This is a genomic window from Sphingomonas sp. JC676 (assembly GCF_014489075.1).
Classification (GTDB): Bacteria; Pseudomonadota; Alphaproteobacteria; order Sphingomonadales; family Sphingomonadaceae; genus Sphingomonas.
In genome coordinates this window covers 667,276-680,315 of sequence record NZ_JACTGR010000002.1, presented here as the reverse complement: position 1 = coordinate 680,315, position 13,040 = coordinate 667,276, and the positions used below count along the sequence as shown (strand labels likewise).

Below are 13,040 nucleotides of genomic sequence, written 5' to 3'. Positions count from 1 at the left end.
GCCTGTCGCCGTTCGTATCTACTTGCTGTTTAGAGCCCATGGATTTTTCGCCGAACCGGCTAGGCTGCGCTAACAGCGGCTTCCGCAAAGAACTTTAGCGTGAAGATGGCTTTGCGTCGTTGATCTGAAACGGTCATCGTCCACTCCTCGGCGTTCCAGAAACGCTCGGGCATTTCCTTCAGGACCTCGGCCGCGTAGCGAACCGCCTCTATGCGCACGGCAGAAATGTCCGGCCACTCCGATCCATGCTCGTCGGGAAGGTCGTGACCGTCTTTGATGTCGAAAAAATAGCGTTCCATGACGCTCCAGCGCTAAGGCGAGAGCATTGGTGCTCCCGGTTGCAGACGCCTCGAATGATAGTCGGCAATGCAATCAGAACGGCTCGCGAGCTCTAAAGTCGCAGATGCATCATAACATAAATTAGTTATGATGACCTCTGTAACGGCGGCTATTAGTAAATCTTTCGTATTTTTACGAAAGATACCGTAATAATACGTAGTGATCATCGAATTAGTTTTGCCGATTTAATTCAGCATTTTCGCTGGGAATTCGAAGAATTAAGCCTTATTAACCGTAATATATTGTTATTTATGCGTTGATGTGACACGATAATACATTGGCGAAACGTCACGGCACTTCGGCAACTGGGAGATACACAGCTCTCGCCCGCCGGAGAATCGTATGACGATCCACTCAGCACCTCCTTTTGCCGGTGACGCTCCGTTCGTGTCGAGGGCACCGGGCATCGATCGCGCCAGCGGCGATCAGCGCATTGCGGAGCGCGAAGTAGACCGGTTCCGGCGCGCGCTGGGACCCTTTGTCGTCGCGACCGAGGCCACGCGCATGGCGATGGTCTTCACCAACGCGCTGGAAGGCGGCAACCCGATCATATTCGCCAATGACAGCTTCCTGAAGCTCACCGGCTATTCGTTTGCAGAGGCCGTCGGGCAGTCGTTCGGGTTTCTCATGTCGCACGTGGCTGATCCGGAATCGCTCGAGCGTATTGCTTCGCAGTTTGAAGCGGAGGCAGTCGAGACCATCGAAGTGAAGTGCCACCGGCGCGACGAACGCATTCTCCTGCTCGCGATCCGGATCAACCCGGTGCATGACCGGAGCGGCAAGGTCGTCCAGCACTGCATCTCCTTCGTCGATCTGAGCGTCCATGAAAAGCGAATGCGCGAGGAACGAAGCGCGCTGCACTCCCTCTACCAGCACACGCCGGACTTCATCGTCACGATGGAGGGGCCAGATCACCTCTTCACGTTCGCCAACGACTCATTCCACCGACTTGTCGGGCATCGTCACCTGCTGGGTATCGGGGTCGCGGAGGCAGTCCCGGAGTTTCCCGAACAGGGGTTTCTGGTACTGCTGGACGAGGTCTATCGAACCGGACAATCCTTCACCGGCAGCAACATGCCCGTGTGCCTTCGGCCTGGAAGCCAGGGGCAAGACGGCGTCCGCTTTCTCGACTTCATCTTCCAGGCGGTGCGCGACGGGTCCGGTATCATCACAGGCGTGTTTTGCGAGGGACACGACGCAACCGAGCAGATCCAAGCGGCCGACCAAGTCCGACTTCTCCAGGCGGAGCTCACCGAAATCTCCCTGGCCGGTGCCATGAGCACGATGGCTGCGACCATCGCCCATGAATTGAATCAGCCCCTGACTATCATTTCGAACTACGCGGACGTTTGTGGCAATCTAGCGAAAGCGCTGCCGGGCGCGGACCCGGCGCTGCCTTCTGCGATCAAGGGAATTGTCGACGGTGTGAAGCGTGCCGGAGAGATACTCCGCCGTCTTCGGGACATGACCGAACGCCGACAGTCGCACTACGAGATGTTCGACGTGAAGAGCGCCATCCGTGAATCACTCCAACTGGTGCGAGCCGGGGTCTATAGCGGCGCGCCCATCGAATACCGGGGCAGCAGCAAGCTGAAGCTCGGAGGCGATCGAGTCCAGATCGAGCAGGTCATTGTGAATTTGGCGCGAAATGCCTGCGAGGCTGTTGCCGGGCGCGAAGGCGGCCGGGTGATCGTGTCTGCGACGGTGAGGGGACAAGACGTCGTCGTCTCGGTCTTCGACAATGGCCCCGGGATCCCTCTCGACAAGGTTGAAGCTCTTTTCGAATGGACCCCTTCCTCGAAGCACGGCGGGATGGGAATTGGCCTGTCGATATGCCGCCATATCATCGAATCGCACGACGGAGGGCGAATCTGGCTGGAGAGCACGAGCGAGGCTGGAGCCTGCCTGGCTTTTTCTTTGCCACTGCCGAAGCCGCTACTGGGTCGTTAGCGGTCATCCCAATCCGCCTCTGCAAAACCGCCGGCAATGTAGGATTTGGCCTGCGAATCTATCGTGGCTCTATCTCATCGTCGGATCGCTGCGGTCGTCTCCGATCGCACCACCAGGTTTTTCGACATAGCAGGTGTCAACCGTGTCAACTTCGCGTGGGTCCGGCTCACGCGTGGGTGCGCGAAGAGCCTGCGACCTTTGTGACTTTAGGGTATCCGGCTACCGCTCACCGGCGCTAGCGCTTGACCGTCATGTCCTGGCCGAAGGCGATGATGTTGCCGTCGGGCGCCATCACCAGCAGCTCGCGCTGGCCATAGATCTGGTCGACCGGGCCATAGACGTCGCCGTCGTTGAGCAGCGGGATCTTGGGCTTGAGCTCCTCGTGGATCGCGTCGACATCCTCGACGTCGATATAATAGCAGAAGCGGCGGTTGCCCGGCGGCGCGCCGTCGTCGCCGGCGTTCTGGAGCAACCGGAATGCCGCGACCTCGCGCTGGACATAGGCATAGGTGCCCTGGCGGAAGCGGCAGGTGAAGCCGAGTATCTCGGTGAAGAAGCTGATCGCCGCGTCGATGTCCGGCACGTGCATGAACGGGGTGATGCGGTACAGATTGGCCACGAATGCCCCCTTGTTTCGTCCGCACCCGAGTCGCACGGAGCGTGGCACAAGGGCAAGCCTGCCGGAGGGTTAAACGCGGAACAACCCCAGGGGGCCGCGGCCAGCGGTGCTCCATGTCGTCCAGTTGGGGAAGACATAGGGCATGTCGGCGGCGGCGACGCCGTGCCAGCGCGCAATCGCGCCGACATATTCCTCCTGCGCGATGGTGGGGATGAAGCGCCCGCTGACGTCGATGTCGTTGGCGCCGCCCAGTGTCGGATCGGGATAGGCGCCGAAGATTCCGCCGGGCTTCACATTGCCGCCGACGACCAGGTGATTGTTGCCCCATGCGTGATCGGTGCCGGCCTGGGCATTGCTACGATAGCTGCGCCCGAAATCGCTCATCGTGAAGGCCGTCACGTTCTGCGCCATGCCCATTGCCTGCATCGCGCGGTGGAAGCAGGCGAGAGCAACGGCGAGATCGCCGAGCAAATCGGCATGGACGCCAGTGGCGGCATTTCCCAGCACGACCTGATGGGAATGCGTGTCATACCCTCCTTGAGCGACAAAGAAGGTCTGGCGCGCATGGCCCAGCGAACCGCGGGCTTCGATCATGCGGGCGACCCGGATGAGCTGGCGCGCAATGTCGCTGGTCAACGGCGCCTTGGTGACCGGATCGAGGAAATAGTTCTCGACCGAACTGGCAGCGGAGAGGATGGCATTTGCGGTGTTGGCCTGGGTGTAGCTCGTGCTGATGCTGCGGCCGGTCGCGTCGGTGATCGTGCCATAGGCGGCACCGTCGGCAAGGGCGTTGATCGCGTTGTTCCTGGCGGTCATTGCAGGATTGACGCCCGACCGGATCATCGTGCCGGTCGATGGAATGGCGAGCGAAGCGCTCTGCCTGCCCAATATCGCCAGGGTGGAGCCGGCCAGCGATATCAGCGACGGCGTCGGCGTGGCGGCCATGCGATCGGCAATGCGCCCCATGAAGCCGTCACTGCTTCCTTCGCGCGCGCGCATTCCCTGCCAATGCCCCTGCTCGTCGGGGTGGCTCATCAGGTTGCTCGGCCGCAGGTCGGGACGTGCGTTGTATGTCGCCTTGGTAAGCGGCGCGAACAGTGTGCCGGTGTTGAGCACCAGCGCCAGCGAGCCTTCGTCCCATAGCGGACGGAGTGCCGCCATCGCGGGATGGAGGGCGTAGGTCGAGTTGGTAAGCGGCTTAAGCGCGCTTGCGGGAATCCCGACCTGACTGCGCGAGGCGAGATAGGCGGCGTGGCGGGCGTCGGTGGGAATCACCATGTTCCAGCCGTCATTGCCGCCGAGCAGGAACACACCAACCATTGCCCGATAGGTGCCGACGGGCGCCGCCATGGCAGAGGTGCGGCCCAACTGGCCAAGGGCGGCGAGCGCGCCGGTGCCGGCGGTGAAGCGAACGAAATCGCGACGGGAGAGGGTCATCTTAGTTCCCTTACCGATCGACCAGGAAGAGCGGACTGGTCGCGGCGACATAGAGTATCATCTGGGCGCGCTTGCGAGCCTGGGTGCGCGGATCCGGATTGGTCACGGCCATCGCCGCGGCCTTGAGCGCGGCCTTGTGCGTGCTGGTCAGCGTGTTGGCGAAGAGCAGCGTGTTGACCCGGTCGACCATGCCATCGATATTGGTGCCGAACGCTTCCCAACCGGACCATAAAGGCTGGGTGCCAGACGAACGCGGCATGCCCGACAGGATCGCATATTCCGCCCGTGAAGCGTCGCCTTGGATCGTCCAGTCGTAGACGAAATTATGCAAACGCAGCACGCCGGCCGCGGTCATGAGCTTCGACGCCGGGCTCTTGAGCGTGGCGCTGCCGGCCAACGGAAAATCGTCAGGGTAGAAATTGAATACCGAAGGCGCGCGCATCACGGGCTGGCCCAGCGCACTGTCGCGCGTGGCAAAGACATAGCCATCGGTCGCGATGCCGATCGCGCGGGCCAAGCTCGTCATCACCAGGACCGGCTCCTTGACCTTGCCGCTATTGGCGCCCGGCGCTGTGCGCGCCTCGGTATCGGTCAGGATCGCGCGGACCACCGCCTTCAGATCGCCGCGCACGCCGCTGCCATTGTTGTTGAACACCGCGGCGACGCGGCCGACATAGGCCGAGGTGGGATTGGCCGTCACCAGATGGACGATGAGATGTCGCGCGACGAAGGGGCCGGTCGAGGCGTTGTTGAACGCCGCGTCGACCACGGCATCGACGCTGGCTTGCTGCGCTGCGCCGGCAGGCACGGTGACGCCCAGGAAGGTCTTGGCGGTGGAATCGTACCGGCTCGGGACCGGGATCATCGGCTTCGAATAGTCGCGCGCCTTGCCGTCATTGGCCGGCGAGCCGGCGAGCCGGGGGTGGGTCCAGCCCGTTAGCGCGCGGGCAACGCCACGAATATCGTCCGAAGTGTAGTTGGGAATGCGAGTGCCGGACGCGTCGAGCCGGGCTCTGCCGTCTATGGTGAGCTGATCGGGCCCCATCGAGAAGAGCTGGAGGAATTCGCGTGCATAGTTCTCGTTCGGGGCGACCTTGTCGCTGTCCGCCATGTCGAGATAGTCGCCCATATAGCCGCTGAGCGAGACGGCCTTCAGGATATTGCGATAGTTGCCGAAAGCGTTCGTGAGGAAGATCTGGTTGAACGTCGCGATACCGGCGGTCGAGGTGACCTCCTGTTCGGAGGCGACGATCATCTGCCCCAGCGCAAAGGCGACGCGCTGGCGCAACTGGTCGGGCGCGGAGATCGCATCGGCATAGAAGCGCATAGCCACCGGCAGGCGCGAGAAGTGTTGCCGGTAGCAAGTGAGGTCCGTGGGGACGCAGAAGTCCATGCGCACGTCGCTCGCGGCCATATCGGCATAGGTGCTGCCGGTGGTGGCGAACTGCTCGTTGAGCCACCCGTTGACGCCGAGGGACTGGATCCGGGTGACCAGGGCCGGCGTCGGACCGAAGCTAGCCTGTTTCGCCAGCCGCACTGCGTCCGAGGCGACCTGCGGGCCGCCCGGCGGTGTGGGCGAAGTCGCCGAGGCCGTGCCTGGCGCCACGATCTTCACCACACCTTGATATGTCTGGCCGCTGCCTACCATGGCATAGGCGGACAAGAGGCTTGCTCCGCCGACCGCGCACAGCACGGCCCATTTTGATACGCTTTTCACTAACTGTTCCCGCTCAGGTTCCGCCTTCGCGGCCTGCTTGCGACGGGCCTATATGCCGGACGCGAAGTGCGGAACACTGTCCGAATGGTCGGGGGGGCCGTAGCAAAACTGTCTTTTTCTCGCGGTGCAGCGGAGGAGGCCGCTTGTTTCCAATTCGTAACGAAAATTGGCACGGCGGGGCGTTCAGCAAACCAGACGGATGATAGCGCAAACATCATATTGACTGCCAAACAGGAATAACGTACATTTCTGTAATGACAGAAATAGCTGACAACAACACGATGCTCCCAACCGCCGTCCAGCAGTTCGTGCTGCACTGGGGCGAGATGGGCGGACAATGGGGCGTAAACCGCTCGGTCGCGCAGATCCATGCGCTGCTCTATCTGAGCGACCGGCCGCTCAATGCCGAGGAGATCAGCGACACGCTGCGCGTCGCGCGGAGCAACACGTCGAACAGCCTCAAGGAACTGCTGGGGTGGAAGCTGATTCGCCGGGTGCCGGTAATGGGCGACCGGCGCGACCATTATGAGGCCGAGGTCGATCTGATGCGGATGCTCACGCGCATCGCCGAGGGGCGCAAGGAACGCGAGATCGATCCCGCCGTGGCGGCGCTCAGGATCTGCACCGAGGAAGCGAAGGCTGACACGCGCATCTCGAAGACCGCGCGCGAGCGGATCGAGGGGATGCATGATTTCGTGGCGACGATCGACGACTGGTACCAGCAGATGATCGCGATCCCGCCGAGCCGGCTGATGCTGCTGATCAAGATGGGAAAGCGCGTGCTCGCGTTCCTTCCCAAGGGGAAAACCAAGGAGGGTTGAGCCGGATGATGGCTCGGCATTGCTGCGCTCGAATATTTCCGTTTTTACAGAAAGGACTGACAATGGGGATGACAGTCGGATCGAGAGCGGGCGAACTGGCCCAGTATGCGGCGTGGCGTCGCGCTGCGGCGCGTGTCCATGACGACGGCGAAAGCCCTTTCGCGCGCCTGTTGAAAGACCGCTGGCTGTTCCTGCCGCCCGCCACCCGCAGCCGCTTCCTGCGCAGGATCGCAGCGGGGGCATGCGTCAACTATATCGGCGAAGTCGCCGAATGCCGGATGAGCCGGGCAGGCTGGCTGCTCGCCCAGGCCGCACGCCTGATCGGAGGGCCGCTGCCGATCAGCGCTGACACCGGCGTCTCCGCCAGCGTGAGCGTGACCGCCGACGCGGACGGCGAAAGCCAATATTGGACTCGCCAATATGGCCGACGCCAAGGTTTTCCACAGGTTATCCACAGCGCCAAGCGCTTCGCCGGCCCGACGGGGCTTGAGGAATATCTGGGGCTGGGCGTGGGAATTGCGCTGCGGCTCGACGAACAGGCAGGCACATTGCTGTTCGTCAGCGATCATTATTTCCTGAAGTTCGGCTGGCTGCGGCTGCGCATTCCCGAAGCGATGCTGGGCCACCTCGTCATCGCACACACCGATCTGGGCGCCGGCCGTTTCGCCTTCACGCTCGACCTCGCCCATCCGCTGCTGGGCGAACTCATCCATCAGACGGCGATCTTCGCCGACTGCGAACCCGGAGATCGGTGATGCTCGATTTTCCTCTGTGGCCGCTGCTGCTCGCCCAAATCGCTATGGGCGGCTTCGACACGCTCTATCACCACGAGCTGACCCAACGCCTCGCGTGGAAGCCCAGGGCGGCGCTTGAGCTCAAGCTGCACGGCGTGCGCAACCTAATTTACGCGGTCGTCTTTCTGGCGCTCGGCTGGAGCGCGCCGACGGGCGGGTGGGCGACGGCGCTACTCGCGCTGCTGCTGACGGAAGCGGGAATCACCCTGTGGGATTTCGTCGAGGAAGATCGCACCCGGCTGCTGCCGGCGAGCGAGCGCGTGACCCACACGCTACTGACGCTCAATTACGGTGTGGTCCTGGCGCTGCTGGTGCCCGATCTTTGGAGCCGGGCGGCGCGCGCGGATGCGCTGCCGCTGGTGTGGAACGGCTGGCTGTCGGTGATTTTCGCAGCCGCCGCGGCGGGTGTCGTGCTCTTCGGCTTGCGCGACATGGCGGCGGCGGCGCGGATACGACGAATCGTCGAGACCGATGCCGCGCCGCTGCTGGGAAGCTCCGCGCGCCGGCGCAACATCCTGGTTACCGGTGGCACCGGCTTTGTCGGGCGCCGGCTGGTCGCAGCGCTGGCCGGAGCTGGGCATTCGGTGACGGTCCTGACGCGCGATCGCAAGCGCGCGCTGGAACTGCCCGCGCCGGTGCGCGTCGTCACCGACCTTGTCCAGATACATGCGGCTGAGCGGATCCACGCGATCGTCAATTTGGCGGGGGAGAGCGTCGCCGGCGGCTTGTGGACGGGCCGCCGCCGCGCGGAGATCAAGGGCAGCCGGGTACGCATGGCAGCGGCGCTCGATGCGCTGGTCGGACGGCTACAATGCGCGCCTGAAGTTCTCGTGGCCGCGTCCGCAGTCGGCTTCTATGGCGACACCGGCGAAGCGGTGCTCGACGAGGGCGGGGCAGCCGGCACCTGCTTCAGCGCCGATGCGTGCCGCGCCGCCGAGGATGCCGCTGAAGCATGCGTCGCGCGCGGCATGCGCGTGGTGCGACTGCGAATTGGCATGGTGCTGGCGAGCGAGGGCGGGCTGCTCGGCAACCTGCTCTTTCCGTTCGAAATGGGAATGGGCGGGCCGATTGGCAGCGGACGGCAATGGATGAGCTGGATTCATCGCGACGATCTTGTGCGGCTGATCGCATTCGCGATCGAAGACGAGAGCCTGGGGGGCGCAGTGAACGCCGTCGCGCCGAATCCGGTGCGCAATCGCGCGTTCGCGCAGGCGCTGGGCAAGGCGCTGCATCGCCCCGCACTGATCCCGCTGCCGGCCGCGCCGCTGCGCTGGCTGCTCGGTGATTTCGCCCGTGAACTGTTCCTGGCGGGCCAGCGCGCGCTTCCGGTCAAGGCCGTGTTCCACGGCTTCCAGTTCCTACATCCGGAGATCGGGGACGCCTTGGGCCGGATCGTCGGCGCTCCGAAGCCTGCAGCGACGGCCGAACCGGCCTGGCGCGAAGCAAGACTGCTGCATTGATGGAGGCTATGCCATCCGAATATCCGGCCGCCGGGACGATCATGAGCGCCATGGTCATCGGTGCGGCGGCCGCGACTGGCCCGATGTTAATCCTATCCTACGGATTCGGTATATTCCTCCTGCCTCCGGTGCTACCCATCACCTGTTTGCACGCCGCGCTGATTGCCGCTCCTCTCTATTATTCGCTTCGGCGCTGGATTCCGCTGGACTGGATAAGCTGCGCAATTGGCGGTGCCGTGGTCGGTGGAGCGCCCGTTGCGCTAGCTGTTGGGGTGCCTGCGATGATGGCAGGGGCCGATCCGATCGACATGCTCAAGGCGCTCGCGTTCTTCGCCGGGTCAGGGCTGATCGGCGGTGTGGCCTTTTATGGGTGGATCATCAGGGACGAGATATGAGTGCCAGCGCGATCGAGGTCGCATCACGGACGCAAACAAAAGGGCGGCCCGTTGCCGGACCGCCCTTTCGGTTGTTCTGAAGGAACCGCTTAGCGCTTCGAGAACTGGAAGCTGCGGCGTGCCTTGGCGCGGCCGTACTTCTTGCGCTCGACCGTGCGGCTGTCGCGGGTCAGGAAGCCGGCGGCCTTGACCGAAGCGCGGAGGACCGGCTCGTACTTGGTCAGCGCCTGGGCGATGCCGTGCTTGACCGCGCCGGCCTGGCCCGAAAGGCCACCGCCCTTGACGGTGCAGACGACGTCATAGGCACCGGTGCGATCGGCGACGCCGAACGGCTGGTTGATGACGAGGCGCAGCGTCGGACGCGCGAAATAGACTTCCTGGTCGCGGCCGTTGATCGTGATCTTGCCCGAGCCGGGCTTGATCCAGACGCGGGCGACGGCGTCCTTGCGGCGGCCGGTCGCATAGGCGCGGCCGAGATTGTCGATCTCCTGCTGGCGCAGCGGAGCGGGGGTCGACGGAACGTCGAGCTGGCCGGCCAGAAAGGCATCGGCGCGCGCGTCGGACGAAGCCTGTGCGTTCGTGGCGACGGCCTGCTCACCGGCGGCGATGGCGCCCAGATCGGAAAGGGACTGGCGGTTGTCGGACATTATGCGCCCACCTTGTTCTTGCGGTTCATCGACGCGATGTCGAGGACTTCGGGGTTCTGCGCGGCATGCGGATGCTCCGTACCGGCGAAGATGCGCAGGTTGCGCATCTGCTGGCGGCCGAGCGGGCCACGGGGAATCATGCGCTCAACGGCCTTCTCAAGCACGCGCTCCGGGAAACGACCCTCGAGCACCTTGCCCGCGGTGATTTCCTTGATGCCGCCGGCATAACCGGTGTGCTTGTAATAGACCTTGTTCTGCAGCTTCTTGCCGGTGAACCGGATCTTGTCGGCGTTGATGACGACGACATTGTCGCCGCAATCGACGTGCGGGGTGAAGCTCGTCTTGTGCTTGCCGCGCAGCACATTGGCGATGATCGTCGCAGCGCGACCGACCACGAGACCCTCGGCATCGACGAGATGCCACTTCTTCTCCACTTCGGCCGGCTTTACCGACTTGGTGGTCTTCATCAGCGCCTTCATGGGGCCGGACCTTTCGTTTGAAACGCAAGCGCGCCGACCTTTCGGCCAGCGCGGTTGGCGGCCATTTGCGTGAGGAGGGGGTGAAAGTCAAGCAAAAGCGCCACTTTGCTGACGGGTAATATACTACCGCCCAACTTTCGGCCAGGCTTCGGGCCGGATCGGGGCAACCTGGAGCGTCGTGACGCGGCGCGTTTCTCGCGCCTCCGCACCGCTGCCCACCCGCGTGAAGGTCGTGTCGGTGCTCTGTGTCAGCAGCCCCGACTTCGAATCGAATTCGCGCCGCATCTCCACTTCGACCCGACCGGCGCGCGCCGGCGCGCTGCCTTCGGGGGCGAGCGGCGCCTCGGCCGAAGCGCGCGTCACGCTGCGCATCCTTGCGTCACCTGCGCCGGAAAGGACACGCTCGCCCTCCATCGTCACCGCGCCGCCAAAGGGCAGGGCGCCGGGAATGCGCACCGGCTTGGTCCCGACAGGCTCGGCGGCCTCCTCTGCAACGAGTGCGGCAACCAGCGACCCGATCAACTCGCGCTGGCGATCGGCGGGCATTGCCACCAATGGCGTCTCGAGCCGTTTGGCTAGGGCGGCGCGATCCGCCGACGGCAGGTTGCGCCGGGCGGCGGTATTGTCGGCCACGCCGCTGCAGATACGGCCCCAGATACGCGCCATGTCGTCGATCGCGAGAACCCGGCCGGCGGAATCGAGGTGAAACACCAGGATCTGGCCCGCGAGCGAGCCGAAACCGCTTTCGTACAGCGTGCCACTGGCCTCGTGCGTGTCGCTGGCGATCCCCAGGATGACGACTTCGGCGCGATAGCCCGCTTCCTCCCGCGCGAAGCGGACGAGGCGCTCCATGCGGAAGCGGCGTGCGCTTGTCCCCGTCTCGACGCGCTCGGTGACGACGCGCAGCGGCGCATCGAGCGGTGGCGCGAAGACGGGCGCGGCGGTGACCTGGAGCAGCGCGGCTGCGAGGAACATCATCCGGTCTCGTCCGCGATCCAGGCGGCGACCCGTTCGCCCGCGGCCACCGGCCAGGTCTCGATCACCGGCAGGTCATAGGAATGGAGCGCGGCGATGCGATCGCGGAGCCGCCGCGCGAGCATCGGCGTGGTCTTGAACAAGACCGGCACTTCCTCGCCGCGTTCGACCGTCCCGTTCCAGCGATAGAAAGAGCGGCACGACGCCAGGACATTGACGCAGGCGGCAAGCCGCTCGGTCAGCACGGTTTCCGCGATCCGCTCCGCCTCTGCGCGGTCCGCGCAGGCGACGTAGAGGAGCGCGGTGTCGGTCACCGGCCGCGGCCGATCGCGTGTGCCCCCCAGGTCGTGGCGATGACGAGCAGCGCCCCGGTCAACTGGTGGAGCGCGGCGAGGGCGATCGGCACGCCGCTCATCACGGTGGCTATGCCGAGCAGGATCTGGAGGCCGAAGGCGGTGTGGATCGCGATCGAGGCGGGGCGGTCGTTCGCGGCGCGGGCCTTGCGCGCGAGCAGGATCAAAGCGGCGACCGCGACCCAGGCCCACCAGCGATGGACGAAATGAACGATCGCGGGATCGTTGAACAGCGCGTAGCCGAAGCTCTCGCCGGCCTGGCTGGTGCCGGGGAAGAAATGGCCGTTCATCAGCGGCCATTCATTGGTGACCAGCCCGGCATTGAGCCCAGCGACGAGCGCGCCGAACATCAGCTGGACGAACAGGATGACGAGCGTCGCCGCGCCGAGCGGCTTAAGAGCGGCTGGGCGTTCGCCGCGGTGTCGCGACAGCGCGAGCAGGTCGAACGCGGTCCAGACGATGCCGGCAAGCGTGAACAATGCGACGAGCAGGTGGGTGGCGAGACGGATATGGCTGACATCGGTGCGGACGCTCAGCCCGGATTCAACCATCCACCAGCCGACCGCGCCCTGAAGCCCGCCCAGCGCCAGCAGCGCGACGAGACGCGGGCCGTAACCGCGCGGGATCCGCCCGCGCACCGCGAACCAGATCAGCGGCAGCGCGAAGGCCAGGCCGATCACCCGGCCGAGCAGGCGGTGGAGATACTCCCAGAAAAAGATCGCCTTGAAGCCCGAGAGCGTCATGCCCTGGTTCAATTGCTGATATTCGGGGATGCGCTTGTAATTGGCGAACTCGGCCTGCCACTGCGCGTCGTTGAGCGGCGGGATCACGCCCGAGATCGGCCTCCACTCGGTGATCGACAGCCCGGATTCGGTGAGCCGGGTGATGCCGCCGATCACGACCATCAGCACGATCAGCGCGGCGACCGCGAAAAGCCAGTTGGCGAGCGCGCGCGGGCGGGCGGTGACGGGGAGCGTGGTCATCTGCAGCATGGCGCGCGTCTAACCGCCACGTGGCGGAAAGGCGAGTCTGGGGCGGGAGCGCCGGCGGCTAA

General features: G+C 64.4%; 14 protein-coding genes. 5 read left to right on the top strand and 9 right to left on the bottom strand.

The window, feature by feature from the left end:
- Nucleotides 1-59: 59 nt before the first annotated feature.
- Nucleotides 60-299, bottom strand: coding sequence for a DUF6894 family protein (locus IAG41_RS09985; RefSeq protein WP_187728449.1), 240 nt, complete (start codon nt 297-299; stop codon nt 60-62).
- A 382-nt stretch (nt 300-681) separates the two neighbouring features.
- Between IAG41_RS09985 and IAG41_RS09980 the strand changes: the two genes are divergently transcribed.
- Entirely contained in the window at nt 682-2,289 is a 1,608-nt protein-coding gene (locus IAG41_RS09980) for an ATP-binding protein (protein WP_187728448.1), read from the top strand.
- A gap of 235 nt (nt 2,290-2,524) precedes the next feature.
- Here IAG41_RS09980 and IAG41_RS09975 read toward each other — a convergent pair whose 3' ends face one another.
- The 3 genes from IAG41_RS09975 to IAG41_RS09965 form a co-directional block, all read right to left on the bottom strand.
- Entirely contained in the window at nt 2,525-2,908 is a 384-nt protein-coding gene (locus IAG41_RS09975; RefSeq protein ID WP_187728447.1) for a bleomycin resistance protein, read from the bottom strand.
- Between the two features lie 69 nt (nt 2,909-2,977).
- Nucleotides 2,978-4,345: a DUF1501 domain-containing protein gene (locus IAG41_RS09970; RefSeq protein WP_187728446.1), complete on the bottom strand. Its 1,368-nt coding sequence runs from the start codon at nt 4,343-4,345 to the stop codon at nt 2,978-2,980.
- Between the two features lie 10 nt (nt 4,346-4,355).
- A complete protein-coding gene (locus tag IAG41_RS09965) occupies nt 4,356-6,008 on the bottom strand; it encodes a DUF1800 family protein (protein ID WP_187728445.1) in 1,653 nt (550 codons plus the stop codon).
- Between the two features lie 308 nt (nt 6,009-6,316).
- Between IAG41_RS09965 and IAG41_RS09960 the strand changes: the two genes are divergently transcribed.
- The 4 genes from IAG41_RS09960 to IAG41_RS09945 are packed head-to-tail and all read left to right on the top strand — an operon-like array spanning nt 6,317 to nt 9,532.
- Nucleotides 6,317-6,883 carry a GbsR/MarR family transcriptional regulator gene (locus tag IAG41_RS09960; RefSeq protein ID WP_187728444.1) on the top strand — a complete coding sequence of 189 codons (567 nt, stop codon included), beginning with the start codon at nt 6,317-6,319 and terminating at the stop codon, nt 6,881-6,883.
- 5 nt (nt 6,884-6,888) lie between these two features.
- Nucleotides 6,889-7,638 (top strand): DUF4166 domain-containing protein, encoded by a 750-nt coding sequence (locus IAG41_RS09955; protein ID WP_262408601.1) that lies wholly within the window; start codon nt 6,889-6,891, stop codon nt 7,636-7,638.
- The gene (locus IAG41_RS09950) at nt 7,638-9,137 is read left to right on the top strand and encodes a TIGR01777 family oxidoreductase (RefSeq protein WP_187728443.1); all 1,500 of its coding nucleotides are present in this window, start codon (nt 7,638-7,640) and stop codon (nt 9,135-9,137) included. The genes IAG41_RS09955 and IAG41_RS09950 overlap by 1 nt, the downstream gene beginning before the upstream one ends.
- Before the next feature lie 8 nt (nt 9,138-9,145).
- Entirely contained in the window at nt 9,146-9,532 is a 387-nt protein-coding gene (locus tag IAG41_RS09945) for a hypothetical protein (RefSeq protein WP_187728442.1), read from the top strand.
- Nucleotides 9,533-9,621: 89 nt separating this feature from the next.
- Here IAG41_RS09945 and rpsI read toward each other — a convergent pair whose 3' ends face one another.
- The 5 genes from rpsI to IAG41_RS09920 all read right to left on the bottom strand — a co-directional run bounded on the left by rpsI (nt 9,622) and on the right by IAG41_RS09920 (nt 12,978).
- Nucleotides 9,622-10,179, bottom strand: a complete 558-nt coding sequence (gene rpsI, locus IAG41_RS09940) for a 30S ribosomal protein S9 (protein WP_187728441.1) — start codon at nt 10,177-10,179, stop codon at nt 9,622-9,624.
- Nucleotides 10,179-10,658 carry a 50S ribosomal protein L13 gene (gene rplM / locus IAG41_RS09935; protein ID WP_187728440.1) on the bottom strand — a complete coding sequence of 160 codons (480 nt, stop codon included), beginning with the start codon at nt 10,656-10,658 and terminating at the stop codon, nt 10,179-10,181. The genes rpsI and rplM overlap by 1 nt, the downstream gene beginning before the upstream one ends.
- Before the next feature lie 123 nt (nt 10,659-10,781).
- Entirely contained in the window at nt 10,782-11,636 is an 855-nt protein-coding gene (locus IAG41_RS09930; RefSeq protein ID WP_187728439.1) for a hypothetical protein, read from the bottom strand.
- Complete coding sequence (gene cutA, locus IAG41_RS09925; protein ID WP_187728438.1) at nt 11,633-11,947, bottom strand: divalent-cation tolerance protein CutA; 315 nt, start codon at nt 11,945-11,947, stop codon at nt 11,633-11,635. Before cutA ends, IAG41_RS09930 begins: the two co-directional genes overlap by 4 nt.
- Nucleotides 11,944-12,978 carry a COX15/CtaA family protein gene (locus tag IAG41_RS09920; protein WP_262408571.1) on the bottom strand — a complete coding sequence of 345 codons (1,035 nt, stop codon included), beginning with the start codon at nt 12,976-12,978 and terminating at the stop codon, nt 11,944-11,946. Before IAG41_RS09920 ends, cutA begins: the two co-directional genes overlap by 4 nt.
- Between the last annotated feature and the right edge of the window lie 62 nt (nt 12,979-13,040).

Coding starts and splice junctions, on each gene's coding strand:
- IAG41_RS09985 (WP_187728449.1), bottom strand. CDS start 299: ATGGAACGCTATTTTTTCGACATCAAAGACGGTCACGACCTTCCCGAC.
- IAG41_RS09980 (WP_187728448.1), top strand. CDS start 682: ATGACGATCCACTCAGCACCTCCTTTTGCCGGTGACGCTCCGTTCGTG.
- IAG41_RS09970 (WP_187728446.1), bottom strand. CDS start 4,345: ATGACCCTCTCCCGTCGCGATTTCGTTCGCTTCACCGCCGGCACCGGC.
- IAG41_RS09960 (WP_187728444.1), top strand. CDS start 6,317: ATGACAGAAATAGCTGACAACAACACGATGCTCCCAACCGCCGTCCAG.
- IAG41_RS09955 (WP_262408601.1), top strand. CDS start 6,889: ATGATGGCTCGGCATTGCTGCGCTCGAATATTTCCGTTTTTACAGAAA.
- IAG41_RS09950 (WP_187728443.1), top strand. CDS start 7,638: ATGCTCGATTTTCCTCTGTGGCCGCTGCTGCTCGCCCAAATCGCTATG.
- IAG41_RS09945 (WP_187728442.1), top strand. CDS start 9,146: ATGCCATCCGAATATCCGGCCGCCGGGACGATCATGAGCGCCATGGTC.
- rpsI (WP_187728441.1), bottom strand. CDS start 10,179: ATGTCCGACAACCGCCAGTCCCTTTCCGATCTGGGCGCCATCGCCGCC.
- rplM (WP_187728440.1), bottom strand. CDS start 10,658: ATGAAGGCGCTGATGAAGACCACCAAGTCGGTAAAGCCGGCCGAAGTG.
- IAG41_RS09930 (WP_187728439.1), bottom strand. CDS start 11,636: ATGATGTTCCTCGCAGCCGCGCTGCTCCAGGTCACCGCCGCGCCCGTC.
- IAG41_RS09920 (WP_262408571.1), bottom strand. CDS start 12,978: ATGCTGCAGATGACCACGCTCCCCGTCACCGCCCGCCCGCGCGCGCTC.